The sequence below is a fragment of the Streptomyces sp. NPDC030799 genome (assembly GCF_055572255.1).
In genome coordinates, this window is sequence record NZ_JBVIDS010000001.1 from 598,629 (window position 1) to 623,465 (window position 24,837).

The window sequence follows — 24,837 nt, forward strand, 5'->3', positions numbered from 1 at the left end:
TCCCGTCCGTGACAGTCGGTGAAGGCGTCTGTGGGGCACGTGATCAGACAGCATGGCAGGGCGACGCGCCGTGGCGCGAATCACCTGATCCACTGCTCACAGCACCCCTACCTGCCGGTAGATTCAGAGCCTCTTGAACGATCAAGTCTGAAACTTGTTCTAGATTAGCGTCCCGGCATAGTCTCGCGGGACAGTGCAGGCAGAAGGGGGCACGGAGTGACCGCTGAGGCCCGGGATGCGGGTGCCCAGAAGGAGCCCGCAGCCGACGGCGAGCGACCGCTCGACATCGCGCTCCTCACCTATAAAGGGAACCCGTTCTGCGGCGGCCAGGGCGTCTACGTCCGGCATCTCTCGCGCGAGCTGGCCCGGCTCGGCCACCGGGTCGAGGTCATCGGCTCGCAGCCGTACCCCGTGCTCGACGAGGGCTTCCCCCACCTCACCCTCACCGAGCTGCCCAGCCTCGACCTCTACCGCCAGCCCGACCCCTTCCGCACCCCCAGGCGCGACGAGTACCGGGACTGGATCGACGCCCTGGAAGTGGCGACGATGTGGACCGGCGGCTTTCCCGAGCCGCTGACCTTCTCCCTGCGGGCCCGCCGCCATCTGCGCGCCCGGCGCGGCGCGTTCGACGTCGTCCACGACAACCAGACGCTCGGGTACGGGTTGCTGGGCGACATCGGCGCCCCCCTGGTCACCACGATCCACCACCCCATCACCGTCGACCGGCAGCTGGAGCTGGACGCGGCCGAGGGCTGGCAGCGGCGGTACTCGGTCCGGCGCTGGTACGCCTTCACCCGCATGCAGAAGCGCGTCGCGCGCCGGCTGCCCTCGGTCCTCACCGTCTCCGGCAGCTCCCGCCAGGAGATCGTGGACCACCTCGGCGTCCGCGACGACCGCGTCCACGTCGTCCACATCGGCGCCGACACCGATCTGTTCGCGCCGAATCCGGCCGTGCCCGTGGTGCCGGGCCGGATCGTCACCACCTCCAGCGCCGATGTGCCGCTCAAGGGGCTGGTGTTCCTGGTGGAGGCGCTGGCCAAGGTCCGCACCGAGCACCCGGCCGCCCATCTCGTCGTCGTCGGCAAGCGCCCCGAGGAGGGGCCGGTCGCGGCGGCGATCGAGCGCTACGGCCTCGCAGGCGCCGTCGAGTTCGTCAAGGGCATCTCCGACGCCGAACTGGTCGACCTGATCCGCTCGGCCGAGGTCGCCTGCGTGCCCTCGCTGTACGAGGGCTTCTCGCTGCCCGCCGCCGAGGCCATGGCCACCGGCACCCCGCTGCTCGCCACGACCGGCGGTGCGATCCCCGAGGTCGCCGGCCGCGACGGTGAGACCTGCCTGGCCGTACCGCCCGGCGACGCGGGCGCGCTGGCCGCCGGGCTCGGCCGACTGCTGGGGGACCGCGAGCTGCGGGTGCGGCTCGGCCACGCGGGCCGGGAGCGAGTGCTACGGCACTTCACCTGGGCCCGTGCGGCGGAGGGCACCGTGGCCCACTACCGCGAGGCCATCGCCCGCTCCGCGGGCCCGGGCCGCGCCGCGGTGACCACCGGCCGCTCACCGGCCCCGATACCCGGCCGCTCCGCCGCCCCGATACCCGGCCGCCCCGCGGCCGCACCGAGTGCTGCCTCCGCGACCTCGGCGAGTGTTGCCTCCGCGGCCTCGGCGAGTGACACCGGCGTCTACCCCGAAAGCAGGGCCACGTGCTGACCGTCGACTTCTCCCGGTTCCCGCTCGCCCCCGGCGACCGAGTCCTGGACCTCGGCTGCGGGGCCGGCCGGCACGCCTTCGAGTGCTATCGGCGCGGAGCCCAGGTCGTGGCCCTCGACCAGAACGGCGAGGAGATCCGCGAGGTCGCCAAGTGGTTCGCGGCGATGAAGGAGGCCGGGGAGGCACCGGAGGGCGCCACCGCCACGGCCATGGAGGGCGACGCGCTGGCCCTGCCCTTCCCCGACGACTCCTTCGACGTCGTCATCATCTCCGAGGTGATGGAGCACATCCCCGACGACAAGGGCGTGCTCGCCGAGATGGTCCGCGTGCTCAAGCCGGGCGGCCGTATCGCGATCACCGTGCCGCGCTACGGCCCGGAGAAGGTCTGCTGGGCGCTGTCCGACGCCTACCACGAGGTCGAGGGCGGCCACATCCGCATCTACAAGGCCGACGAACTGGTCGCGAAGATCCGCGAGGCCGGCCTGAAGCCGTACGGCAGCCATCACGCGCACGCCCTGCACTCGCCGTACTGGTGGCTGAAGTGCGCGTTCGGCGTCGACAACGACAAGGCGCTGCCGGTGCGGGCGTACCACAAGCTGCTGGTCTGGGACATCATGAAGAAACCGCTCGCCACCCGGGTCGCCGAGCAGGCGCTGAACCCGCTGATCGGCAAGAGCTTCGTGGTCTACGCGACCAAGCCGCATCTGCCGCGACTGTCCGACGAGGTGGCCGCCAAGTGACCACTCCCCGGACAGAACACCTCGTCCTGCCCGGGGTCCTCACCGCCGAGCAGGCCGCCGCGACCGTCGCCGGCATCCTCGCCGTACAGCGGGAGGACGGTGCGATCCCGTGGTTCCGCGGGCACCACCTGGACCCGTGGGACCACACCGAGGCCGCCATGGCCCTGGACGCGGCCGGCGAACACGAGGCCGCCGAACGGGCCTACAGCTGGCTGGCCCGGCACCAGAACGAGGACGGCTCCTGGTACGCCGCCTACGCCGACGGCGCCCACGACGACGTCACCGACCGCGCCCGCGAGTCCAACTTCGTCGCCTACATAGCCGTGGGCGTGTGGCACCACTACCTGTCCACCGGCGACGACACCTTCCTGGACCGCATGTGGCCGACCGTCTACGCGGCCGTGGAGTGGGTGCTCGCACTCCAGCAGCCCGGCGGCCAGATCGGCTGGCGCCGCGAGGACGACGGCACGCCCACCGCGGACGCCCTGCTCACCGGCAGCTCCTCGATCCACCACGCGCTGCGCTGCGCGCTCGCCATCGCCGAGCAGCGTGAGGAGCCGCAGCCGGACTGGGAGCTGGCGGTGGGAGGACTCCGCCATGCGATCCGCCGCCACCCGGAGCGCTTCCTGGACAAGGACCGCTACTCGATGGACTGGTACTACCCGGTCCTCGGCGGCGCGCTGAGGGGCGAGGAGGCCAAAGCCCGCATCGAGGAGTCCTGGGACCGGTTCGTCGTGCCCGGCGCCGGCGTGCGCTGCGTGGTGCCCAACCCCTGGGTCACCGGCGGCGAGTCCAGCGAACTCGCCCTGGCCCTGTGGGCGGTGGGGGAGTCGGACCGGGCCCTGGCGATCCTGCAGTCCATCCAGCATCTGCGCGACCCCGAGAGCGGCCTGTACTGGACGGGCTATGTCTTCGAGGACGACGCGATCTGGCCCCGGGAGCTCACCAGCTGGACGGCCGGTTCCCTCCTCCTCGCCGTCGCCGCGCTCGGCGGCCACGAGGCGACGTGCGCGGTCTTCGGCGGCGAACAGCTGCCGACCGGCCTGGACCCCGACTGCTGCGGCTAGGGGGTGGCCCGAGGCTTCAGTGCCGGTGCATGCGGTTGGCGATGGCGTGGCCCACGAACAGGTAGACGACCGCGGCCAGGCCGTAACCGGCGACCACCCGGGCCCAGGCCGCGTTGAACGTGAACAGGTCATGGGACCAGCCCGCCAGCCAGGCGGCGGCGTCGTGGACGAACTGGACCAGGCTGTTGGCCCGGTTCGCGTCCAGCAGGTACATCAGGATCCACAGGCCGAGGATCAGGGCCATGATGTCGGCGACGACCGCGATGACCGTCCCGGCCTGATTCGCACCGTTGCGATATCGAGGGGACATACCTTCCGGATTGCCGGGCGGGGGACGGTGAAACCCGGCCGGCTCCCGCCGAGTGGCGGAACCTGCCGTCGCGGGTGAGGCTTCCGGAGGAAGCAGATCGCTCGGGGAGGACATGTCCGGAGGACTTCCGTGCCCGTACCGATACGGCGCCTCTGCGTGGCGCTCACGCTGTGCTGCGCCCTGCTGGCCTGCTCCACCGCCTGCGGCAGCGAGAGGACCGTCGAGAAGGCCAGTACGAAGGACAGCACGGCGGTCCTGGCCGCCGGGACCCCCACCCCCACCACCTCCGCGGAGCGGCGCACGTTCGCCAAGACGCGCTTCGTGCTCGACGCCGGTCTCGCGGCCGGCGCCGCCTACCAGTGGATCGTGAAGCCCTGGAAGGCCGGCGCGTTCAACAAGGGCGCCCAGGGCCGCAGGACGGCCCTGGTGAAGGCCGGCCTCGCCGGTGCCTTCGCCTACAACCGGCTCAAGGCGGCCCAGCGGAACGCGCAGGGCGACCCGACGCTCGCCAAGGCGCTCGCACCGCTCGGCGCCGGCATCGACGCCCTGAAGAACCTGCCGTCCAGGCTGCGCAAGGGTGACGCCGGCGCGGCCTCCTCCTTCAACGACGTCATCGGCGACGTCAAGCACGCGGGTGCGAGCGCCGGCGCCCCGGTCAGGGACCAGGTGCCCTCGGCGTCCGAGCTCGCCAAGGGCAGTTAGGGGGTGCCCTCGGAGTTCAGCTCCGCGAGCACCCTGAGGGTGTGCGGGTCCGGTGACAGCGCCAGGAGGTCCGTCACCGGGCCCCGGCGCCACAACTCCAGCCGCTCGGCGATGCGTTGTCGCGGGCCGACCAGCGAGATCTCGTCGGCGAAGGCGTCCGGCACGGCCAGCACCGCCTCCTTTCGCCGCCCCGCGAGGAACAGCTCCTGGATCCGCCGCGCCTCCTCCTCGTACCCCATGCGCGCCATGAGGTCGGCGTGGAAGTTGCGGGAGGCGTGGCCCATCCCGCCGATGTAGAACCCGAGCATGGCCTTCACGGGCAGCAGCCCCTCGGCCACGTCGTCGCACACCTTCACCCGGGCCAGCGGAGCCACCATGAACCCTTCCGGCACCTTGCGCACCATGTCCCCGTACACCTCGGGCCGGCTCGGCGACCAGTACAGCGGCAGCCAGCCGTCGGCGATCCGGAGTGTCTGCGCCACGTTCTTCGGTCCCTCGGCGCCGAGCAGGACGGGGAGGCCGGGCCGCAGCGGATGCGTGATCGACTTCAGCGGCTTGCCGAGCCCCGTGCCGTCCGGGCCCCGGTAGGGCAGCGGATGGAACCGCCCCTCGGCCTGCGCCGGCGCCTCGCGCCGCAGCACCTGCCGTACGACGTCCACGTACTCCCGGGTCGCGGTCAGCGGCGACTTGGGGAACGGGCGGCCGTACCACCCCTCCACGACCTGCGGTCCGGACAGGCCCAGCCCGAGCAGCATCCGTCCGCCGGAGAGGTGGTCCAGGGTGAGCGCGTGCATCGCGGTGGTGGCCGGCGATCGCGCGGCCATCTGGGCAACCGCCGTGCCCAGCCTGATCGTCGAGGTGTGCGCGGCGATCCAGGTGAGCGGGGTGAAGACGTCCGATCCCCAGGACTCCGCCGTCCACACGGAGTCGTAGCCGAGCCGTTCCGCCTCCTGGGCGAGCGGCACATGCCCGGCGTCAGGACCGCGTCCCCAGTACCCGAGTGCGAGACCCAGCCGCATGGTCCTGCCTCCTGACGGTCCGTCAGTCAACTGGTCGGGAGCCGACTGTACGACAACGGCCCCGCACCCGGAAGGGTGAGGGGCCGTCGCTGCGGCGAGGTGCGGGCGGTCAGCCGCGCTGGATGCCGGAGGTGTCCTGGAGCACGCCGCGGCGGCCGTCCTGGGTCTGCGCGACCAGCGCGGCGCCGCGCTGCTCGACGGCCAGGTACCAGGTGCCCGGCGCCAGTTCGGCGATCGGGTTCGGCGAACCGTCCTCCGGGAACAGGGGACGGGCGACCGGAACGGCGAACCAGAACGGCGAGAAGTCCGCGGGGCCCGGCTGGGCCGCGGCCGGCTGGGCCGCCGGCCCGCCCTGCGGCTGCTGCCCGAAGGGCTGACCCGCCTGCGGCTGGCCGCCGTAGGGCTGGGCCGGAGCACCCGGGTAGCCGTAACCACCGGGCGGCTGGGCGCCGTAGGGCTGCGGCGCGACCGGCGTGGGGGCCGGCACCAGGGCGGCCTGCAGGGCCGGGACCAGGGGGGTGGCGATGGCGCCGCCCGCGAGGACGAGAGCGGCGATGAAGCCGAGGATGAGGCCCGCGCCGGCGTCGGCACCGTCCGGGGTGTCGATCAGCGTCCACAGCAGCGACCAGGCCGCCAGCACTCCGAACGCGGTGCCGGTCTGGCCGAGGTCGAGGCCGAGCACCTTGCGCTGCTGCGGCAGACAGCGGTTGACGACGATGAGGACGGCACCGATCACCGCGCCCATGTAGATGCCCAGGCCCGTGCCCAGGGCGTCCCACGCATTCCCGCTGGTTGAGCCGCCGAAAAAGGAGTAGCTCTGGAAGGTGAGGAACGACGCGATGAACAGCATCACCGCTGCTCCGATCACCACGCCGTCGCCTCTAGTGAGGGAGCGGATATTCACTTCAAAGGTCCTTCGTAAGTCGTCTCGTCGTCGGTAGACACTACCGCCCGCAAGATCCGCCTGTCCGGCCGGTTCCGCCCGCCGGTCAGGACGCGTGCAGGAAACTCACGATTCCCTCAGAGATCCCTTGCGCAGCCTTCTGCCGCCAGGCTCCGCTGGTCAGCAGTGCCGCGTCCTTGCTATCGCGCATGTTGCCGCACTCGATGAACACCTTCGGAACCGTTGACAGATTGAGACCGCCCAGGTCCGTACGTGTGACGAGACCGGTACCTTCGCCCACGTAGTTGGACGGCGGCTCACCGGTGTCGCGCAGGAAGGTGCCGGCGATGCGCGTACCGAGGTCGTGCGAGGAGTCGACGATCGGGCGGGTGTCGGCGGCACCGGCGTGCACCGACCCCGGCAGGATCACATGGAAGCCGCGGTTGCCTTCGGCGGAGCCGTCGGCGTGGATGGAGACGGCCGCGTCCGCGTGCGCGGCGTTGCCGATCCGGGCCCGCTCGTCCACACAGGGCCCCCAGGGCGGACTGTCGCCGTCACGGGTCAGCTTCACCGTGGCACCCTGCTGCTCCAGCAGCGTGCGCAGCCGGTGGGCGACGTCGAGGGTGAACTGGGCCTCGGTGTAACCGTCGTTGGTGGACGTTCCGGTGGTGTCGCACTCCTTCCAGTTCGTCCCGATGTCCACCTGACGGCCGATCTCGGCCGTGTGCTGGAAGTTCCCCGGGTTGTGCCCCGGGTCGACGACGACGACCTTGCCCTTCAACGGACCGTCCGCGGGCGCCGCCCCCGAGGCCCGCTTGCCGCCGTCCGCAGGAGAAGCGGGCGGGGCCGACGGCGAGGTCGACGCGGGGGCCGGCACGGCGGAGCCGCCGCGGGCGCCCGGGGCGGCGGAGGCCCCGCCGCCGGCCGCCTCGTACGCCACCCACCCGAGCAGCGCACCGGGCACCAGCACGGCGAGCGCCACGGCCAGCGGGCGGCGGCGGGACCGGCGGGGCTGCGGGGGATCGAACTCCGGGCCTAGGTACGACACGTCTGTGACTCTAACCGGGGCCTCAGATGCCCGCGCGCGTTCGCCGCAGGACACGCAGGGAGCCGGTCGCCGAGACCTCCGTGAACGCGCCCGACTCCAGAGCCCGTAGGTACACCCGGTACGGCGCCTGCCCGGTGAACTCGTCCTCGGGGTGCGGGAACACGTCGTGGATGACGAGGAAGCCGCCTTCGGCCACATGGGTGGCCCAGCCCTCGTAGTCGGCGGTGGCGTGCTCGTCCGTATGGCCGCCGTCGATGAACACGAAGCCGAGCGGGGAGTTCCAGATCGCCGCGATCTGCGGGGAGCGTCCGACGACGGCGACCACGTGCTCCTCCAGGCCCGCCCTGAACAGCGTCCGGCGGAACGCCGGCAGTGTGTCCATCAGCCCGACCTCGGGGTCCACGGTCTCCGGGTCGTGGTAGTCCCAGCCCGGCTGCTGCTCCTCGCTGCCCCGGTGGTGGTCGACGGTCAGTGCCGTGACCCCGGCCGCACGGGCCGCGTCGGCGAGCAGCACGGTGGACCGCCCGCAGTAGGTGCCCACTTCCAGCAGCGGCAGCCCCAGCCGCCCCGCCTCCACCGCTGCGGCGTACAGGGCCAGCCCCTCGTCCACGGGCATGAACCCCTTGGCCCCTTCGAACGCGGCCAGAATCTCGGGCTTGGGGGCGGGGGCGGTCATGGGTGGCCTTCCAGTCGTACGTCTGTTCCGGGGCCCATGCTGCCGCACCCCCTGCCCACTTGTTCGGCAGGGGGTGCGGTAGGCGCCCCAACGGGGCGCGGGGAACGGCGCGATCAGCCACGACGGCGGGACAGCCGCGAACCGGCCAGACCCCCCGAGCTCTAGGCGCTGACGACTTCCCCAGGCAACGAAAGATCCAGCTCGACAGCCCGCTCCTCCCCGGAATGCGTCGCGGAGGAAGCAAGCGGCCCATGGCCGGAGGCCTTCGCGGCCAGCACATACGCCCCCTGCGCCGGCACCGCGAGCACATAGCTGCCGTCCTCGTCGGAGACGGTCGCCCCCGCCTGCCGCCCCCGCCGGTCGATCAGCGTGACCTTGGCCCGGGCGACCGGCGCGCCGTCGGCACCGAGAACCCGCCCCCGGAAGCCCCGCAGGACCTCTTCCGCCTGCTCCAGCACGGCGTCCTCCTCGCTGCTGGCCCGGAGCTGCGTGTGCTCCTGCCGGGCCGCGCGGCGAGCACTCGGCAGGAACAGCGCGAGCAGCAGCCCCACCGCCACCGCGGCCGTGGCGATCAGGAAAGACACCCGGAAGCCGTGCATGGTCGGGATCGCGACACCGCCCACGTCGTTCGCCGTGTTGGCCAGCACCATGCCGATGACGGCACTGGACACCGACGTACCGATGGACCGCATCAACGTGTTGAGGCCGTTCGCCGCACCGGTCTCCGAGGCCGGCACCGCGCCGACGATCAGCGCGGGCAGCGAGGAGTAGGCGAGGCCGATGCCGGCGCCGAGGACCACGGACGTGACGATCGTCTGCCAGGCCGCGTCCATCAGGCCGAGGCCGCCGCCGTAGCCGAGCGCGATGATCAGCAGGCCGATGATGAGGGTGGTCTTCGGGCCGTACTTGGCGGACAGGCGGGCGTAGACCGGCGCCGTGAACATCATCGTCAGGCCCAGCGGGGCGACGCACAGACCGGCGACGACCATGGACTGGCCGAGGCCGTAGCCGGTGGCCTTCGGCAGCTGGAGCAGCTGGGGCAGGACCAGCGAGACGACGTAGAACGCCACGCCGACCATGATCGACGCGAGGTTGGTGAAGAGGACGGCCGGGCGGGCGGTGGTGCGCAGGTCGACCAGGGGTGCCGGCGCGCGCAGCTCGTACAGGCCCCACAGGACGAGGACCACGACCGACGCGGCGAACAGACCGAGCGTCGTGCCCGACGACCAGCCCCAGTCGCTGCCCTTGGTGATCGGCAGCAGGAGCAGGACCAGACCGGTGGACAGGCCGAGCGCGCCGAGCAGGTCGAAGGACCCCTCGGCCCGCATCGGGGACTCGGGTACGACGAGGAGGGTGAGGACGATGGCGAGCGCGCCGAGGCCCGCGGCGCCGTAGAACAGGGCGTGCCAGTCCGTGTGCTGCGCGACCAGGGCCGCGGCGGGCAGGGCGAGGCCGCCGCCGACGCCGATCGAGGAGCTCATCAGCGCCATGGCCGAGCCGAGCTTCTCGCGCGGCAGCATGTCGCGCATCAGGCCGATGCCCAGCGGGATCGCGCCCATGGCGAAGCCCTGCAGGGTACGGCCGACGATCATGACGAGCAGCTGGCTGGTGAGCGCGCTGATCAGGGCGCCGACCACCATCACGGCGAGGCTGAGTATCAGCATCCGCCGCTTGCCGTAGAGGTCGCCGAGCCGGCCCATGATCGGGGTGGCGACGGCGCCGGACAGCAGGGTCGAGGTCAGCACCCAGGTGGCGTTGGAGGGGGCGGTGTCCAGCAGCTGCGGCAGGTCCTTGATGACCGGCACGAGCAGGGTCTGCATCACCGCGACGACGATGCCCGCGAAGGCGAGCACCGGGACCACGGCGCCGCTCGCCCTCCGGGGCGGCTGGTCGGTCGTCGTGTGGGTCATTGAGTGAGGCCTCCCGTGTACATGAGTGCCGGGTAAACCTCGTATGCACAGGCAACTATTCCGTTGCTTCGGGCCTCTAATGAATTCTTGACCATCTCATGGGGATCTGACGTACCGTCACCTCTGGTTCATTGGTGGAACGAGTTCTAGTCTGCGCGCCATGAAGGCCTATGTAGCCGGGGTCGGGATGACCAGGTTCGAGAAGCCCGAGACCCGTCAGTGGCAGTACTGGGACATGGTGCGTGAGGCCGGCGGTGCGGCGCTGGCGGACGCGGGGGTCGTGTACGAGGACGTGGAACACGTTCCCGTGGGCTACTGTTTCCAGCCCTCGACCGCGGGCCAGCGCGCCGCCTACGAACTCGGCCTGACCGGCATCCCCGTCTACAACGTCAACAACAACTGCGCGACCGGCGCGACCGCACTGATGCTCGCCCGGCAGCTCGTGGAGGGCGGCGCGGCCGACTGCGTGCTCGCGCTGGGCTTCGAGAAGATGAAGAAGGGCGCGCTCGGGGCAGGGGCGGACGGCGGGGACTTCACGACGTCTCCCGTGGCCCGGCACTACGGCATCATGGCCGCCCGGCACGGCTTCGAGCAGGCCCCGCCCACCGCGCAGATCTTCGGTGCCGCGGCCCGCGAACACATGGAGCGGTACGGCACGACCGAGGCGCAGCTCGCCGCGGTCGCCGCCAAGAACCACCGGCACTCCGCGCACAACCCCTACGCCCAGTTCCGGGACGTGTACGACGTCGCCGGCGTCCTCGCCTCCCGCACGGTCCACCGGCCGCTGACCAAGCTCCAGTGCTCGCCGACCTCGGACGGCGCGGCGGCGGCCGTGGTGGTGTCCGAGCGGTTCGCCTCGCGGCACGGTCCCACCGGTCTCGTGGAGATCGCCGGGCAGGCCATGACCACGGACACCGCCGAGTCCTTCGCGTCCGGGTCCTGCATCGACGTCGTCGGGCAGCCCATGTCCCGGGACGCGGCCCGGCAGGCGTACGAGCGCGCCGGGGTCGGCATCGACGACGTGGACGTGATCGAGCTGCACGACTGCTTCTCGGTCAACGAACTCCTGACGTACGAGGCGCTCGGCATGTGCGCCCCGGGGGAGTCCGGGAAGCTGGTCGAATCCGGTGCCACGACATACGGCGGCCGCTGGGTGGTGAACCCGTCGGGCGGGCTGATCTCCAAGGGGCATCCGCTGGGCGCGACCGGGCTGGCCCAGACGGCCGAGCTGGTGTGGCAGCTGCGCGGCACGGCGGGGCAGCGGCAGGTGCCGGGCGCGCGGGTGGGTCTCGCGCACAACATCGGGCTGGGCGGGGCGGCGGTGGTCACGGTCCTGCGGGCGGTCTAGGGGGTGTCGTTCGGATCAGGCCGGCCGGCACGCCCTAGGCCGTACGACCTACTACCCGCGTCGTGCCGGTGGTCCGAAATGCCGATGCAAGGACCGTAACCGGGTTGAGAGCATGACACCCATGCTGGAAGCCCCCGACACCACAGCCCTCATATCCCGCCGCCGTACGACCGCGCCCACCTGGCTGGTGGTGGCACTCGCCTGTGCCGGACAGTTCCTGGTCGTCCTGGACGTGTCGGTGGTGAACGTCGCCCTGCCGTCCATGCGCAGCGGTCTCGGCCTGACCCCGTCGGGCCTGCAGTGGGTGGTGAACGCGTACGCCATCGCCTTCGCCGGATTCATGCTGCTCGGCGGCCGGGCCGGCGACCTGTACGGGCGCAAGCGCATGTTCCTCGTCGGCCTCGGCCTGTTCACGCTGGCCTCGCTGGGCGGCGGCCTCGCCCAGGAGGGCTGGCAGCTGCTGCTGGCGCGGGCCGTGCAGGGTCTGGGCGCGGCGGTGCTGGCCCCCTCGACGCTGACCCTGCTGACCTCCGCGGTGCCGGAGGGCGCCGCGCGGGCCCGTGCGATCGCCACCTGGACCGCGGTCGGCGCCGGGGGCGGGGCCGCGGGCGGACTGGTCGGCGGGGTGCTCGTGGACGTGCTCTCCTGGCGCTGGGTGCTGCTGATCAACGTGCCGGTGGGCGCGCTGGTCCTGGCCGGCTCGGCGCGCCGGCTCACCGAGAGCCGGGCCGGCGACGGGCGGCGCCTGGACCTGCCGGGCGCACTGCTGGTGACCGGGGGCCTCGCGATCCTCGCCTATGGCATCTCGCAGACGGAGGCGGAGGGCTGGACGGCCCCCGCCACGCTGCTGCCGCTGCTCGCCGGGCTGCTGCTGATCGGCCTGTTCCTGCTGGTCGAAGCGCGTACGGCGGCCCCGCTGATGCCGCTCGGGCTGCTGCGGCTGCGCTCGGTCGCCTCGGCGAACGCGGCGATGTTCTTCTCCGGCTCGGCCATGTTCTGCATGTGGTACTTCATGACGCTCTACGCCCAGAACGTCCTCGGCTACTCGCCGCTCGCCGCCGGGGTCGCCCTCGTGCCCAGCTCGCTGTCCGTGGTCGTCGGCTCGAAGCTGGCGCCGCGCCTGATGCGGGGGGCGGGCGCGCGGACCGTGGCGGCGCTGGGCACGCTGGTGGCCGCCACGGGCTTCGGCTGGCAGTCGACGATGAACGCGCACGGGGCGTACGTCACCACGATCATGATCCCGGGCATCCTGATGATGCTCGGCGCGGGTCTGGCGGGGACCCCGCTGGCCTCCCTCGCCACGTCGGGGGCGGCACCGGGCGAGGCGGGGGTGGTGTCGGGGCTGATCAACACCTCACGGACGATGGGCGGTTCACTCGGGCTGGCCGTGATGTCGACCGTCGCCGCGGCGGGCACGGGCAGCGGCCATGGTCCCCAAGCGCTGACGGACGGCTACGCGCTGGCCTTCCGGGCCAGTACGGCGGTGCTGCTGGGCGCGGCGGTGCTGATGCTGCTGTGGCTGCCGCGAAAAATTTCCGCGACTTCCTCCCGGTGAGGCAACGGTCCGGGCCGCCCATGGACTCCTTCTGACATCTAGGGAGGTGCCCATGGGGGACGGGAAGAGCGACCGGAACGAGGAGTTCCAAAGCTTCATGGTCGGCCGCTGGCCGCGCCTGATGCGTACGGCATTTCTCCTCACGGGGGAGCAGCACGCCGCGGAGGACCTGGTCCAGTCCACGCTGGAGCGGGTCTATGTGGCCTGGCGCAAGGTCGGCACGGCCGATGATCCGGAGGCCTATGTGCGGCGCGTGATGATCAACCTGCATGCGCGCAAACACAGAAAAAGGCTCAAGGAGTTCCTGGCTCCCAAGGACGACTCGGGCCTGGTGCACGAGGTGGCCGACACGGGGGACCGGATCGCGCAGGCCGACGACCGCGGCACACTGCTCAAGGCGCTCGCCCAACTGCCCGTGCGGCAGCGGGAGGCGGTGGTCCTGCGCTACTGGGAGGACCTGACGGAGACCCAGGCGGCCGAGGCGATGGGCTGCTCGGTCGGCACGGTGAAGAGCAACGCGGCCAAGGGCATCGCGAAACTCCGGGCCATACCGGGACTGGCCGAGATGGTGACGCACGGAGGGCTGAAGTAGATGAGCGCGGACCGGGAGAACCACCAGATGACCGACATGACGCAGACGGACATCGCCCTCCTGCTCGCGGACGCCGCGGACGAGGTGGAGATCGGTACAGCCCCTGTCCAGGCGGTCATCCGCGGCGGTCGGCGCCGTAGAGCCCGCCGTTGGGCGGTGGCGACGGCCACGGCCGTGGTGCTGGCGGGGTCGACGGGGGTGACGCTTGCGGTGACCGGCCTGCCGGGCGGCGGCCACGGGGACCGGCAGGGAAACGCGGCGACCGAACCGACCTCGCCCGCGGCACGGCATGTGTACGAGCCGCAGGAGACCCCGCTGTTGCGCGGCCGGTACAAGGGCACGTCCTGGTACGTCGACGTCCAGGTATGGGGAGCGCCGCAGAACAAGGCCGAGGCGGACGGGCAGTACGCCGCCATGGGAGAGCTGAACATGACGCCCGCTGTCGACAAGCCCACCGACCTGATCGGCAAGACCTCGTTCTTCGTGACCCGGAAGTTCGGCGACCAGGCCCCCCAGCCGATCATGTTCGACTCCAGGACGAAGCCGGAGCGGGTCTCGGGCAGCGACCTGCTGTCGGCCAGCAACCCCCTGGACAGCACGAGCGGCACATGGGACCAGCTGGTGGTCGGGCAGGTCGCCGAGACCGCCCGGGAGGTCACCTGCACCTGGAAGGACGGCACGACCACCAAGGCGAGGAGCGGCCCGGTCGTCTACGAGCACAACGTGCCCCGTCCGGCGATCGTGTCGGCAGCGGGTTATCCCGGGGCGAAGTGGTTCGCTTGCGTCGCACCGGAGGGCACCGCGTACAAGGACGCCAAAGTGACGCGATGACAGGCGGGGCGGGTGGAAGGCGCGGTCACAGCCAGCCCTGTTGCCGGGCCTCCCGCACCGCCTCCGCCCGGTTGCGGGTGCCCGTCTTGCCGATCGCCGAGGACAGGTAATTGCGGACGGTGGACTCGGACAGATGCAGCGTGCCGGCGATGTCGGCGACCGTCGCCCCGTCCACCGACGCCTTCAGCACCTCGCACTCGCGGGCCGTCAGCGGACTGGGTCCGGCGCTGAGGGCTGCGGCGGCCAGTGCCGGATCGACGACGGTCTCCCCGGTGAGCACGCGCCGGATCGCCGCGGCCAGTTCCTCCACGGGCCCGTCCTTGACGAGGAACCCGGCCGCCCCGGCCTCCATGGCCCGGCGCAGATAGCCGGGCCGGCCGAAGGTGGTCAGGATCAGCACCCGGCAGTCGGGCGCCTGCTCCCGCAGCTCGGCCGCCGCGTCCAGCCCGCTGATGCCCGGCAGTTCGATGTCCAGCAGGGCCACGTCCGGCCGGTGGACGAGCACGGCGTCGACGATGCCGTCGCCCGAGCCCAGCTGGGACACCACCTCGATGTCCTCCTCCATACCGAGCAGCAGAGCGAGCGCACCCCGCATCATGCCCTGATCCTCGGCGAGCAGCACCCGAATGGACTTGCCGGTCCGGTGCCCCCGGGGCATCTCGTTCATCAGGTCAGATTAGGCCGTGAACGGCGGTCCGGCGCCGCGCCCGCCGCAGAAGTGGCGGGACGGGGTTCCGTCCAGCGGTGGCCCACGGGTCGGGCAGCCGCCGTCGATTAAAGACTTGGCATGGTCCGCTGCGGCGGGGGTTGACGGTCTCCGGGGGCGATCAAACAATCGCCGGTGCATTTCCAGGAATCCGCGCAATTTCCACCGCTGAAAATAGGTTCGGTATTTCGGCCGAACGTTGTCCGAAATATCGGCCAAGAATCCGAGGTGCACCGTGCCCATGAGATCCCCCCACACCGGCCCCCGGCGGCTGAGAAGTGCCGCCCTGTCCGTCCTCGCGGTCTGCGCGACCCTCGCCGCACTGCTCCTCGGCACCGGTGCGCCCCAGGCCGCCGCGGCCGGTTCGCTGCCCTGCGACATCTACGCCGCCGCGGGCACCCCCTGCGTCGCCGCGCACAGCCTGGTCCGGGCGCTGTACGGGTCGTACAGCGGACGGCTCTACCAGGTGCAGCGCGCCTCGGACGGGGCCAGGACCGACATCGGGGTGCTGTCCGCCGGCGGCTACGCCGACGCGGCCGCCCAGGACTCCTTCTGTTCCGGCACCACCTGCATCATCACCGAGATCTACGACCAGTCCTCCCGCCACAACGACCTCACCGTCGAGGGTGCGGGCGGCGCCGGCGCCGCCGATGTCGGGGCGCCCGCCGACGCGCTCCCGGTGACCGTCGGCGGCCACCAGGTCTACGGCCTGGAGATCTCCGCCGGCATGGGCTACCGGGACAACTCCACCTCGGGTGTGGCCGTGAACGGGCAGGCCGAGGGGATGTACATGGTGACGTCCGGCACGCACGTCAACAACCGCTGCTGCTTCGACTACGGCAACGCCGAGACCAACAACAAGGACACCGGCAACGGCCACATGGACGCCATCAACTTCGGCACCGAGTGCTGGTTCTCGCCCTGCTACGGACAGGGCCCGTGGGTGCAGGCCGACCTGGAGAACGGGCTGTTCCAGTCCGATGCCGGATACAGCAGGAACACCTCCGACACCGGCACCGGACCACTGCCTTTCGTGACCGCGCTGCTCAAGAACAACGGGCAGAACCATTTCGCGCTGAAATACGGAAATGCCCAGTCGGGCGGGCTCACGACCACCTATTCCGGGGGTGAGCCGACCAGGAGCGGATACTCGCCGATGCACCAGGAGGGCGCGATCGTCCTCGGCACCGGCGGTGACAACAGCAACGGCTCCATCGGCTCCTTCTTCGAGGGCGTGATGACCTCCGGCATCCCGACCGACGCCGCCGACAACGCCGTCCAGGCCGATATCGTCTCCGCCGGCTACGGCGGCGCGACCGGCAGCACCGGCACCCTGACCCCCGGTTCGGAGATCTCGCTGCGCGCCACCGCCGCCTGCTGCACCGCCGACTACGTCCGCCACCACAACGACGCCGGTGTCATCTCCTCCGTCACCGCGAGCAGCTCCGGCACGGACAAGGGCGACGCCACCTGGATCGTCCGCCGCGGCCTCGCGCGCAGCTCCTGTGTCTCCTTCGAGTCACGCAACTACCCCGGCGACTACCTGCGCCACTACAACTACAGGCTCTACCGGCAGCCCATGGACGGCACCGCCCAGTTCCGGGCCGACGCCACCTTCTGCCCGCAGACCGGCAAGAGCGGCACCGGCACCTCGTTCGCCTCCTACAACTACCCGACCAGATACCTGCGCCACTACGCCTACAACCTCTACACAGCGAGCGACGGCGGCTCCAACGCCTTCGACAGCAGCACGTCCTGGACCGACGACGTCAGCTGGGCGGTCAGCTCGCCCTGGGCGCCGTAGCCGCGGCGTCCGCGAACTCCGCCGCTGCCGCCGGAAGTTCGGCGGTCACCGTGAAACCGCCGCGCGGCGACGGGCCGGCCGTGAGCGAGCCGCCCGCCGCCGCGAGGCGCTCGGTCAGCCCCTTCAGCCCCGTGCCGCCGATGCCCTGCTCGGGCCGGCGCACGGGCCTGCCGCTGCCGTTGTCGGTCACGGTGAGCCGGGCCTGCTCGGTGCCGCTCTCGACGGTGATCTCACAGCGGCCCGCGTCGCTGTGCCGGACCACATTGGTGACCGCCTCACGCACCACCCAGCTCAGCAGCGCCTCCGTCTGCGGTTCGAGCGGCACCCCGGACTGGCGCACCACCGGCTCCACGCTCGCCGCGGACAGCGCCGAACGCGCCCGGGTCAGCTCGGTGGCGAGGCTGCCCTCGCGGTAGCCGGTCACCGCCTCGCGGATCTCGGTGAGCGCCTGCCGGCCCACCGACTCGATGTCCGTGATCTGGCCCAGCGCCGCGTCCATGTCGCGCGGAGCCAGCCGCCGGGCCGCCTCCGACTTCACCACGATCACCGACAGTGTGTGCCCGAGCAGGTCGTGCAGATCCCGCGAGAAGCGCAGCCGCTCCTTCTCCACCGCGCGCCGGGCCAGCTCCTCACGGGCGGCGCGCAGTTCCCGTACGGCCTCGGACAGACCGAGGATCGCGGCGGTCACCATGCTGGAGAGAAAGGTCGCGTAGCCGATGTTCGTCGCGTCCCCCCAGCCGCCCCGGACGGCCGAGACACAGGTCGCGTACGCCGTCAGCAGCAGCCCGGTGCGGCCCAGCCACGGCCCGCGCAGCGCCGCGCCCACGGCGAGGCCGAGCAACGGGAAGAACATCAGCCAGTTGCCGCCGTAGCCGAGCGCCAGACCGGTGGTCACCAGGCCCATGAGGAGCAGTGCCACCCGGGTGGAGGCGGCCTCCCGCTTCGCGCGGTCGAAGGAGCGGAAGGTGACGTAGATGTAGAGGGAGTTGAAGATGAGCAGGCCCAGGGAACCGATGAACGGGTTCGGGGTCCTGCCCTGGAGGAGATTGGAGAAGGACCCCATTCCCATCAGCAGCCAGGGCAGCAGGGTGAAGCCGGTGGGCGGCGGGCCCGGGTGGTCGACGTGCGGCTTCCTGCCCGCCTTCCGGGCGGACCGCTGCGCCGCCTTGAAGCGCTCGTGCTCGGCCCGCCACTGGCGCCGTTCGGCCTGGAGGGCCTGTATCTGGCAGCGAACTCCCGACACCCAGTTCATGTCTGTGTTTCCCCCGGTCAAATGGTCCCGCCCGAGGGCGGTACGACAGCACGGCGTACGAACCGAACAGAATCAGCCAAGCCGTCAGCACGATGATGGCACCTGCACCCCGGGGCGCGCCGTACGACGTGACCGCCCCCGCGAAGGAGACGGCGTATCCCCGTTGTGTCATGCCTACGACGTTAGGAGCCCGGCCCCGCCTCCGGCAGATGCGGCTGTACCGACTCCGGCAGTACACATGTCACTGCCGGCCGGTAGCTGACACGACGTCAGGAGCCTTCACAACTGTGGAGGGCTCGGCTATACAGAGGGCGCCGGACTGGAACGCGTTCTAGGTCGGCCCGTGGCGACCTCGGTGCGGCCGACGGTGCGGACGGCCGTGCCGAGGTCTTGAGACCTCTCAGGAGCCCCATGCCCATCGACGCAGCCAAGGCCCTCGCCGCCGAGCCCCGCTCCGGCCCGATCACCTGGACCACCAGGGACGTCCAGCTCTACCACCTCGGCATCGGCGCCGGCATCCCCGCCACCGATCCCGACGAGCTGCGCTACACCCTGGAGTCCCGGCTGCACGTCCTGCCGAGCTTCGCCACCGTCGCGGGCGCGGGTTCCCCCGGCGTGATCAGTGGTCTGTCCGTGCCGGGCGTCGACGTCGATCTGGCCAAGGTCCTGCACGGCGGCCAGAGCCTGGAGATCCACCGCCCGATCCCGGCCGCGGGCACCGCCACCGCCACCTCCCGGATCGCCGCGGTGTACGACAAGGGCAAGGCCGCCGTCCTCGTCATGCGCACCGAAGTCGCCGACGCACAGGGCCCGTTGTGGACCAACGACGCGCAGATCTTCGTACGCGGGGAAGGCGGCTGGGGCGGCGACCGCGGCCCCGGCACCCGCCCGGATCCGCCGACGGGAGATCCCGACCGCACCGTCGAGCGGACCGTCCGCGAGGACCAGGCACTGCTCTACCGCCTCTCCGGCGACTGGAACCCGCTGCACGCCGACCCCGAGTTCGCCAAGCTCGCCGGGTTCGAGCGGCCCATCCTGCACGGCCTGTGCACCTACGGCATCACGCTGAAGGCGGTCGTCGACACCCTGCTCGGCGGCGATGTCGGCCGTGTGCGGAGCTACCGCACGCGGTTCGCCGGGGTGGTGTATCCGGGCGAGACCCTCCGTATCCGCATGTGGCGCGAGCCGGACCGGGTGCGGGTGACGGTGAGCGCGGTCGAAAGAGACGACGCACCGGTCCTGGCCGACACCGTCGTAGAGCACTCCTGAAACCCGTATCGAGGGGAGCCGCACCATGCGCGCAGCCGTACTGCACGAGATCGGCCAGGAAAAGCTGGAGGTCCTCGACGACGTCGAGGCGGTGGGCTTCGGGCCCGGCAAGGTCCGGGTCCGGGTGCGGGCCACCGGACTGTGCCACTCGGACCTGTCCGCGATGAACGGGGTGCTGCCGCAGCCCGCGCCGTTCGTGCCGGGCCACGAGGGTGCGGGCGAGATCCTGGAGGTGGGGGAGGGGGTGCGGGGTCTGAAGCCGGGCGACCGGGTCGTCCTGTGCTGGCTGCCCGCCTGCGGTGCGTGTCCGGCCTGCAGGCGCGGGCAGACCCAGCTGTGCCTGGCCGGGTTCATGAACGCGGGCACCCCGAACTTCAAGCGCTCGGGCACCGATTGCTTCGGCTTCGCCGGCACCGGCACCTTCGCCGAGGAGGTCGTGGTCGATGCCGGCTGCGCGGTGCCGATCCCCGAGGACGTGCCCTTCGACATCGCCGCGCTGATCGGCTGCGGTGTGACCACCGGACTCGGCGCCGCCCTCAACACCGCCGATGTGCAGGCCGGTTCGTCGGTCGCCGTCATCGGGTGCGGGGGTGTCGGCATCTCCGCCGTACAGGGGGCCCGGCTGAAGGGAGCCGCCGAGATCGTCGCCGTCGACCCGGTCGCCTCCCGGCGCGAGTCGGCGCTCAGGTTCGGTGCCACGAAGGCGGTCTCGCCCGAGGAGCTGGCCGACGCCAAGCAGCAGATCACCGGCGGCGAGGGCTTCGACTACGTCTTCGAGGTCGTCGGCAGGTCCGCCACCGCGCGGACGGCGTACGAGAACACCCGGCGCGGCGGCACCCTGGTCGTGGTCGGCGCCGGCGCCATGGACGACTTCCTGCAGCTGAACATGTTCGAGCTGTTCTTCGACGAGAAGCGGATCCTGCCGTCCATGTACGGCGGCGGGGACGTGCTGCGCTCCTACGAGCGGACCATCGCCCTGTGGCGGGCGGGCCGCGTCGATCTCGCCGGGCTGATCACCCACCGGGTGCCGCTTACGGGGATCAACGAGGCGCTGGACCAGATGCGGACCGGGACGGCCCTGCGTACGTGCATCGAGATCTGAGGACGGGGACGGACATGGCACTGCCACTGGAAGGGCTGTCCGCCGTCGTCACCGGTGCCGGACGCGGGCTCGGCCGCGCCGAAGCCCTCGAACTCGCCCGGCTCGGCGCGGCCGTCGTCGTCAACGACTACGGACAGCCCGGACGGGACGGGTCCGGTGCGTCCTCGGCCGGTCCCGCCGAGGAGGTCGCCGCCGAGATACGGGCAGGCGGCGGCCGGGCCCGCGCACACACCGGGGACATCGCGGACTTCCGGCAGGCCGGCGAACTGATCCGGTCGGCCGTCGAAGAATTCGGCAAGCTGGACATCCTCGTCAACAACGCGGGCATCCTGCGCGACCGCATGGTGTTCTCGATGACCGAGGACGAGTGGGACGCGGTGATCCGGGTCCACCTCAAGGGGCACTTCAACACCACCCGCTTCGCCGCCGCCCACTGGCGGGAGCGGTCGAAGGCCGCCGGGGGACCGGTGTACGGGCGGATCGTGAACACCTCGTCGGAGGCGTTCCTCGCCGGTTCCGCCGGACAGCCCAACTACGCGGCGGCAAAGGGCGGAATCGTCGGCCTGACCACCTCCACCGCCCTCGCCCTCGCCAAGTACGGCGTCACGGCCAACGCCATCTGCCCGCGCGCCCGCACCCGGATGACCGAGGACGTCTTCGCCGGCTTCCAGCGGCCGGACCAGGGCCTGGATCCACTGGCCCCCGAACATGTCGCCCCGCTCGTCGGCTATCTGGCCGCACCGGCCGCCGCCCGCATCAACGGCCAGCTGCTCGTCGTCCACGGCGGCATGGTCGCGATCGTCGAACGGCCCCGGGTGCGGGCGAAGTTCGACAGCAAGCAGGAGACGTTCACGTACGACGAACTCGACGCGCTGCTCACCCCGCACTACGCGGACCGGCCCGAGGCGGAGACCTTCGCGGCGGCGGAGGTGCTGGGGCTCAAGCGGGGCTGAGAACAGGGGCTGAGAACGCGAAGAGGGGGTGCCCGTCGGGGCACCCCCTCTCCCTGCAACCGTCAGGCAGCCGCCTCCGCGGTGTCCTCGGCCGGCCTCCGGTGCCGGCCGTGCGGAGCCGTCTCGCTCTCCTGGGCCGCGACCGGGCCCCGGTGCCGGCCGTGGCCGGCAGCCTCCTGCGAGTCGGCGGACAGCTGCTCCGTCGTGCTGGTGTCGCTCATCGGACGTATTCACCCCGTCATATGATCTTTCGTACAGCCGGGCGAGTGTAACCAACACACCACCGGCCGAATCCAGGCGCACACGCCGACCGCCACTACTTCGTTACAAGACGTCCCAGAGGTGCCTGCTGCAACGGCACCGGACGTGCCACCACCGGCTGCGCAGCCCGAAGGTGCGCAGGCCCCGGAGGGTCCGGTTCCGTCGGCGGCCGCGACGCCCCGGGTGCCTCGGCCGCCGTGCCGTCCCGGACCGGACCCTCCGGGCCCGCGTCCCCCGGCCCCCCGGTACCCCCCGAAGGCCCGGCGATGCCGCTCTCCGCGGCAGCCGGGTCTCCCGTCTCCCCCCGGGGCGCCGTCAGCTCCGCCACGCCGCAGGGAGTCTCCGGCGTGGCGTACGGCAGCCGCAGCACCCCGTCCCGTGTCCACACCCCGGCGCCGGCCAGCCAGCCCGCCGGCGCCGGGAGATGGCTCACCTGCCGTCCGGCCGGCCGCCAGGTGCTCACCCAGCTGCCGACCGGCCCGTCCACGTGCAGCGCCACCGCGCAGTTCTCCGGCATCAGCACCTGCCCGGGCTGGATCGCGAACGGCGTCACCACGCAGTCCGGCATGCGCAGGCTCTCCGGGAAGCGGACCGGCAGCATGCTGCCGAGCACGCCCCAGCCCAATCGTTCCTCCCCCGGCGAGGGGGCGTCGGAGGAGATGAGCAGCAGCCCGCTGTCGGGGTCGGCGAGCAGCAGCCGGTCGTGGCTCGTGGGCGCGATCTGCAGCAGCGGTGACACCTCGGCGCGCTCCAGGTCCACCACGACCGTCTTGACCGGCCCGCCCAGCTGCCGGTCCAGCGCCAGCATCCGTCCGGTGCGGTCCAGCCAGACCCCGCCCGAACAGCGCCCCGGCACCTCGGCGAGCCGCTCGGGCCCGTAGGTGCCGCCCGCCACCAGCCACACCGCGCTGGAGCGCGGGCCGGCGGCGAGGGCGTACGCCCGTGCACCTCCCGGGGCCGGCGGCAGCAGCGTGAGCCGGGTGCCGGGCTCGGGGCACTCCACCGCGCCGAGCGGCAGCTCACCGGTGCCGGGACCGGTCGGGTACAGCAGCGAGAAGGCGTGCCGGTGCTCGACCAGCCGGTGGATCAGCACCCGGCCGTCGGACAGGGGCTGGACCTCGGTGCCGGGTTCCTCCGGCTGGTTGCCGGGCAGCGGCACCGCGTACGGCTCCGGGCCGTCCAGCGTCCAGCGCTCCGGGAACCACGACTCGCCGTCCCGCGCGAGCCGTGCCGCGTACGCGCCGTCCGCCGTGATGGCGCACCCCGCCCCGCCGCCCTCCGCACCGGTCGACGGGGGTTCGATCGCACAGGCCGTCATCGTTCGGTCACCTCCGGCGAACGAAGCTAGTTTTCGCACGCACAGGCGGGGGACCGGCCGACATCCGCTTCACACATAAGGGTGGCGCAGAAGCGATTCACCTGAGGAAACCGGTGCTTATGTGCTGAGCGGGGTCAGACCCGGCGCATGCGGTACGGCCCGGGGACCAGCCAGGTAGCCTTTCCCTCGTGCCCCGTCTGTCTGAAGTCATCGCCGCGCTGGATACCCTGTGGCCCGCCGAGCGGGCCGAGTCCTGGGACGCGGTCGGCACGGTCGTGGGCGACCCCGACCAGGAGGTCACCCGGGTCCTGTTCGCCGTCGACCCCGTGCAGGAGATCGTCGACGAGGCGGTGAAGCTCGGCGCCGACCTGCTGGTCACCCACCACCCGCTGTATCTGCGCGGGACGACCACGGTCGCCGCGACCCACTTCAAGGGCCGTGTCGTGCACACCCTCATCAAGAACGACATCGCCCTGCACGTCGCCCACACCAACGCCGACACCGCCGACCCGGGTGTGTCGGACGCCCTCGCCGGCGCGCTCGACCTGAGGGTCGTACGACCCCTCGTGCCGGACCCCACCGACCCGCAGGGCTGCCGGGGCCTCGGCCGTGTCTGCGAACTCGACCACCCGCTGACCGTCCGTGAGCTGGCCGAGCGCGCCGCCGAGCGGCTGCCCGCCACCGCGCAGGGCATCCGGGTGGCCGGCGACCCCGACGCCGTCGTCCGCACGGTCGCCGTCAGCGGCGGCTCCGGCGACAGCCTCTTCGACCAGGTCCGCGCGGCCGGCGTCGACGCCTTCCTCACCGCCGACCTGCGCCACCACCCCGCCTCCGAGGCGGTGGCCACGAGCCCCCTCGCGCTGCTCGACGCGGCGCACTGGGCCACCGAGTGGCCCTGGTGCGAGCTGGCCGCAGCCCAGCTCGACGAGATCTCCGACCGCCACGGCTGGGACCTTCGGGTCCATGTCTCCAAGACGGTCACCGACCCCTGGACCGCCCACGCGGCGTCCACCGTCACCACTAGCTAATGGGAGCCCCCAACTGAACGCCGCGCCCGCCGACCAGATCCGACTCCTCGACGTCCAGGCCCTCGACGTCCGCCTGCAGCAGCTGGCGCACAAGCGGAGGTCGCTGCCCGAGCACGCCGAGCTCGACTCGCTGAACAAGGACTTCACCCAGCTGCGGGACCTGCTCGTCGCCGCGCAGACCGAGGAGAGCGACACCGCCCGCGAGCAGACCAAGGCCGAGCAGGACGTCGACCAGGTGCGCCAGCGCGCCGCCCGCGACCAGCAGCGCCTGGACTCCGGCGCGGTCACCTCGCCGAAGGACCTGGCCAACCTCCAGCACGAGATCGCCTCCCTCGCCAAGCGGCAGGGCGACCTGGAGGACGTGGTCCTGGAGGTCATGGAGCGCCGCGAGGCCGCGCAGGAGCGCGTGAACGAGCTGACCGAGCGCGTCGCCTCCGTCCAGTCGAAGATCGACGACGCGACCGCCCGCCGGGACGCGGCCTTCGAGGAGATCGACGGCGAGACCGCCTCGGTGACCAAGGAGCGCGAGGTCGTGGCGGCCGCCGTCCCGGCCGATCTCCTCAAGCTCTACGACAAGCTGCGCGAGCAGCAGGGCGGCATCGGCGCGGCCAAGCTGTACGCCCGCACCTGCCAGGGCTGCCGCCAGGAGCTGGCGATCACCGAGCTGAACGACATCCGCGCGGCGGCGCCGGACACGGTGGTGCGGTGCGAGAACTGCCGTCGCATCCTGGTGCGTACGGCCGAGTCGGGTCTGTAGGA

The 24,837-nt window shown here is 71.8% G+C and carries 24 protein-coding genes; 14 read left to right on the forward strand and 10 right to left on the reverse strand.

Going from position 1 to position 24,837, the window contains the following annotated elements:
* Positions 1 to 216: 216 nt before the first annotated feature.
* The 3 genes from ACZ41I_RS02635 to ACZ41I_RS02645 are packed head-to-tail and all read left to right on the forward strand — an operon-like array spanning position 217 to position 3,511.
* A complete protein-coding gene (locus ACZ41I_RS02635) occupies positions 217 to 1,704 on the forward strand; it encodes a glycosyltransferase family 4 protein (protein ID WP_468512992.1) in 1,488 nt (495 codons plus the stop codon).
* Positions 1,698 to 2,444, forward strand: coding sequence for a class I SAM-dependent methyltransferase (locus tag ACZ41I_RS02640; protein ID WP_363219092.1), 747 nt, complete (start codon positions 1,698 to 1,700; stop codon positions 2,442 to 2,444). The genes ACZ41I_RS02635 and ACZ41I_RS02640 overlap by 7 nt, the downstream gene beginning before the upstream one ends.
* Entirely contained in the window at positions 2,441 to 3,511 is a 1,071-nt protein-coding gene (locus tag ACZ41I_RS02645) for a prenyltransferase/squalene oxidase repeat-containing protein (RefSeq protein ID WP_399771617.1), read from the forward strand. Before ACZ41I_RS02640 ends, ACZ41I_RS02645 begins: the two co-directional genes overlap by 4 nt.
* A 16-nt stretch (positions 3,512 to 3,527) precedes the next feature.
* On the opposite strand, the gene ACZ41I_RS02650 is transcribed toward ACZ41I_RS02645, so the two are convergent.
* Entirely contained in the window at positions 3,528 to 3,821 is a 294-nt protein-coding gene (locus ACZ41I_RS02650) for a hypothetical protein (RefSeq protein WP_363219090.1), read from the reverse strand.
* A gap of 129 nt (positions 3,822 to 3,950) precedes the next feature.
* Between ACZ41I_RS02650 and ACZ41I_RS02655 the strand changes: the two genes are divergently transcribed.
* Entirely contained in the window at positions 3,951 to 4,523 is a 573-nt protein-coding gene (locus tag ACZ41I_RS02655; RefSeq protein ID WP_468512993.1) for a hypothetical protein, read from the forward strand.
* Here the strand turns inward: ACZ41I_RS02655 and ACZ41I_RS02660 are convergent.
* From ACZ41I_RS02660 to ACZ41I_RS02680, 5 genes are all read right to left on the reverse strand, one after another.
* Complete coding sequence (locus ACZ41I_RS02660) at positions 4,520 to 5,542, reverse strand: LLM class F420-dependent oxidoreductase (protein ID WP_468512994.1); 1,023 nt, start codon at positions 5,540 to 5,542, stop codon at positions 4,520 to 4,522. The genes ACZ41I_RS02655 and ACZ41I_RS02660 overlap by 4 nt on opposite strands.
* A 109-nt stretch (positions 5,543 to 5,651) precedes the next feature.
* Positions 5,652 to 6,413 (reverse strand): hypothetical protein, encoded by a 762-nt coding sequence (locus ACZ41I_RS02665; protein ID WP_363215446.1) that lies wholly within the window; start codon positions 6,411 to 6,413, stop codon positions 5,652 to 5,654.
* A gap of 118 nt (positions 6,414 to 6,531) precedes the next feature.
* Positions 6,532 to 7,473, reverse strand: a complete 942-nt coding sequence (locus ACZ41I_RS02670) for an N-acetylmuramoyl-L-alanine amidase (RefSeq protein ID WP_363215445.1) — start codon at positions 7,471 to 7,473, stop codon at positions 6,532 to 6,534.
* A gap of 22 nt (positions 7,474 to 7,495) precedes the next feature.
* Positions 7,496 to 8,149: a class I SAM-dependent methyltransferase gene (locus ACZ41I_RS02675; protein WP_363215444.1), complete on the reverse strand. Its 654-nt coding sequence runs from the start codon at positions 8,147 to 8,149 to the stop codon at positions 7,496 to 7,498.
* A 161-nt stretch (positions 8,150 to 8,310) separates the two neighbouring features.
* Positions 8,311 to 10,059, reverse strand: coding sequence for an MFS transporter (locus tag ACZ41I_RS02680; RefSeq protein WP_468326408.1), 1,749 nt, complete (start codon positions 10,057 to 10,059; stop codon positions 8,311 to 8,313).
* A gap of 160 nt (positions 10,060 to 10,219) precedes the next feature.
* Here ACZ41I_RS02680 and ACZ41I_RS02685 point away from each other — a divergent pair, with 160 nt between their 5' ends.
* The 4 genes from ACZ41I_RS02685 to ACZ41I_RS02700 all read left to right on the forward strand — a co-directional run bounded on the left by ACZ41I_RS02685 (position 10,220) and on the right by ACZ41I_RS02700 (position 14,385).
* Positions 10,220 to 11,407 (forward strand): thiolase C-terminal domain-containing protein, encoded by a 1,188-nt coding sequence (locus ACZ41I_RS02685; RefSeq protein ID WP_468512995.1) that lies wholly within the window; start codon positions 10,220 to 10,222, stop codon positions 11,405 to 11,407.
* Between the two features lie 112 nt (positions 11,408 to 11,519).
* Positions 11,520 to 12,962: an MFS transporter gene (locus tag ACZ41I_RS02690; RefSeq protein ID WP_468512996.1), complete on the forward strand. Its 1,443-nt coding sequence runs from the start codon at positions 11,520 to 11,522 to the stop codon at positions 12,960 to 12,962.
* Between the two features lie 52 nt (positions 12,963 to 13,014).
* Entirely contained in the window at positions 13,015 to 13,554 is a 540-nt protein-coding gene (locus tag ACZ41I_RS02695; protein WP_363215440.1) for a SigE family RNA polymerase sigma factor, read from the forward strand.
* Positions 13,555 to 14,385 (forward strand): hypothetical protein, encoded by an 831-nt coding sequence (locus ACZ41I_RS02700; RefSeq protein ID WP_468512997.1) that lies wholly within the window; start codon positions 13,555 to 13,557, stop codon positions 14,383 to 14,385.
* A gap of 25 nt (positions 14,386 to 14,410) precedes the next feature.
* Here the strand turns inward: ACZ41I_RS02700 and ACZ41I_RS02705 are convergent, their stop codons facing one another.
* Positions 14,411 to 15,043 carry a response regulator gene (locus tag ACZ41I_RS02705; protein WP_468513081.1) on the reverse strand — a complete coding sequence of 211 codons (633 nt, stop codon included), beginning with the start codon at positions 15,041 to 15,043 and terminating at the stop codon, positions 14,411 to 14,413.
* Positions 15,044 to 15,332: 289 nt separating this feature from the next.
* On the opposite strand from ACZ41I_RS02705, the gene ACZ41I_RS02710 reads away from it, so the two are divergent.
* On the forward strand, positions 15,333 to 16,895 hold the full coding sequence (locus tag ACZ41I_RS02710; protein WP_468512998.1) for an alpha-L-arabinofuranosidase B: 1,563 nt from the start codon (positions 15,333 to 15,335) through the stop codon (positions 16,893 to 16,895).
* Here ACZ41I_RS02710 and ACZ41I_RS02715 read toward each other — a convergent pair.
* On the reverse strand, positions 16,873 to 18,147 hold the full coding sequence (locus tag ACZ41I_RS02715) for a sensor histidine kinase (RefSeq protein ID WP_468512999.1): 1,275 nt from the start codon (positions 18,145 to 18,147) through the stop codon (positions 16,873 to 16,875). The two genes, ACZ41I_RS02710 and ACZ41I_RS02715, sit on opposite strands and share 23 nt — an antisense overlap.
* 411 nt (positions 18,148 to 18,558) lie before the next feature.
* Here ACZ41I_RS02715 and ACZ41I_RS02720 point away from each other — a divergent pair, with 411 nt between their 5' ends.
* Genes ACZ41I_RS02720 through ACZ41I_RS02730 form a run of 3 tightly spaced genes read left to right on the forward strand, consistent with a single transcriptional unit; the run spans position 18,559 to position 21,471 of the window.
* Positions 18,559 to 19,416, forward strand: a complete 858-nt coding sequence (locus tag ACZ41I_RS02720) for a MaoC/PaaZ C-terminal domain-containing protein (protein WP_399773895.1) — start codon at positions 18,559 to 18,561, stop codon at positions 19,414 to 19,416.
* Positions 19,417 to 19,441: 25 nt separating this feature from the next.
* Positions 19,442 to 20,518, forward strand: coding sequence for a Zn-dependent alcohol dehydrogenase (locus ACZ41I_RS02725; protein WP_399773891.1), 1,077 nt, complete (start codon positions 19,442 to 19,444; stop codon positions 20,516 to 20,518).
* A 14-nt stretch (positions 20,519 to 20,532) separates the two neighbouring features.
* A complete protein-coding gene (locus tag ACZ41I_RS02730) occupies positions 20,533 to 21,471 on the forward strand; it encodes a 3-oxoacyl-ACP reductase (RefSeq protein WP_363215433.1) in 939 nt (312 codons plus the stop codon).
* A 62-nt stretch (positions 21,472 to 21,533) separates the two neighbouring features.
* Here ACZ41I_RS02730 and ACZ41I_RS02735 read toward each other — a convergent pair whose 3' ends face one another.
* Together ACZ41I_RS02735 and ACZ41I_RS02740 are read right to left on the reverse strand one after the other, a co-directional pair.
* The gene (locus ACZ41I_RS02735) at positions 21,534 to 21,692 is read right to left on the reverse strand and encodes a hypothetical protein (protein WP_363215432.1); all 159 of its coding nucleotides are present in this window, start codon (positions 21,690 to 21,692) and stop codon (positions 21,534 to 21,536) included.
* 95 nt (positions 21,693 to 21,787) lie between these two features.
* Positions 21,788 to 23,050: a hypothetical protein gene (locus ACZ41I_RS02740; RefSeq protein WP_468513000.1), complete on the reverse strand. Its 1,263-nt coding sequence runs from the start codon at positions 23,048 to 23,050 to the stop codon at positions 21,788 to 21,790.
* A gap of 188 nt (positions 23,051 to 23,238) precedes the next feature.
* On the opposite strand from ACZ41I_RS02740, the gene ACZ41I_RS02745 reads away from it, so the two are divergent.
* Positions 23,239 to 24,078, forward strand: coding sequence for a Nif3-like dinuclear metal center hexameric protein (locus ACZ41I_RS02745; RefSeq protein WP_363215430.1), 840 nt, complete (start codon positions 23,239 to 23,241; stop codon positions 24,076 to 24,078).
* A 13-nt stretch (positions 24,079 to 24,091) separates the two neighbouring features.
* Positions 24,092 to 24,835 carry a zinc ribbon domain-containing protein gene (locus tag ACZ41I_RS02750; protein WP_363215449.1) on the forward strand — a complete coding sequence of 248 codons (744 nt, stop codon included), beginning with the start codon at positions 24,092 to 24,094 and terminating at the stop codon, positions 24,833 to 24,835.
* Positions 24,836 to 24,837: the final 2 nt, after the last annotated feature.

Coding starts and splice junctions, on each gene's coding strand:
- ACZ41I_RS02680 (WP_468326408.1), bottom strand. CDS start 10,059: ATGACCCACACGACGACCGACCAGCCGCCCCGGAGGGCGAGCGGCGCC.
- ACZ41I_RS02725 (WP_399773891.1), top strand. CDS start 19,442: ATGCGCGCAGCCGTACTGCACGAGATCGGCCAGGAAAAGCTGGAGGTC.
- ACZ41I_RS02720 (WP_399773895.1), top strand. CDS start 18,559: ATGCCCATCGACGCAGCCAAGGCCCTCGCCGCCGAGCCCCGCTCCGGC.
- ACZ41I_RS02695 (WP_363215440.1), top strand. CDS start 13,015: ATGGGGGACGGGAAGAGCGACCGGAACGAGGAGTTCCAAAGCTTCATG.
- ACZ41I_RS02705 (WP_468513081.1), bottom strand. CDS start 15,043: ATGCCCCGGGGGCACCGGACCGGCAAGTCCATTCGGGTGCTGCTCGCC.
- ACZ41I_RS02690 (WP_468512996.1), top strand. CDS start 11,520: ATGACACCCATGCTGGAAGCCCCCGACACCACAGCCCTCATATCCCGC.
- ACZ41I_RS02675 (WP_363215444.1), bottom strand. CDS start 8,149: ATGACCGCCCCCGCCCCCAAGCCCGAGATTCTGGCCGCGTTCGAAGGG.
- ACZ41I_RS02715 (WP_468512999.1), bottom strand. CDS start 18,147: ATGAACTGGGTGTCGGGAGTTCGCTGCCAGATACAGGCCCTCCAGGCC.
- ACZ41I_RS02660 (WP_468512994.1), bottom strand. CDS start 5,542: ATGCGGCTGGGTCTCGCACTCGGGTACTGGGGACGCGGTCCTGACGCC.
- ACZ41I_RS02710 (WP_468512998.1), top strand. CDS start 15,333: ATGAGATCCCCCCACACCGGCCCCCGGCGGCTGAGAAGTGCCGCCCTG.
- ACZ41I_RS02730 (WP_363215433.1), top strand. CDS start 20,533: ATGGCACTGCCACTGGAAGGGCTGTCCGCCGTCGTCACCGGTGCCGGA.
- ACZ41I_RS02735 (WP_363215432.1), bottom strand. CDS start 21,692: ATGAGCGACACCAGCACGACGGAGCAGCTGTCCGCCGACTCGCAGGAG.
- ACZ41I_RS02700 (WP_468512997.1), top strand. CDS start 13,555: ATGAGCGCGGACCGGGAGAACCACCAGATGACCGACATGACGCAGACG.
- ACZ41I_RS02685 (WP_468512995.1), top strand. CDS start 10,220: ATGAAGGCCTATGTAGCCGGGGTCGGGATGACCAGGTTCGAGAAGCCC.
- ACZ41I_RS02650 (WP_363219090.1), bottom strand. CDS start 3,821: ATGTCCCCTCGATATCGCAACGGTGCGAATCAGGCCGGGACGGTCATC.
- ACZ41I_RS02740 (WP_468513000.1), bottom strand. CDS start 23,050: ATGACGGCCTGTGCGATCGAACCCCCGTCGACCGGTGCGGAGGGCGGC.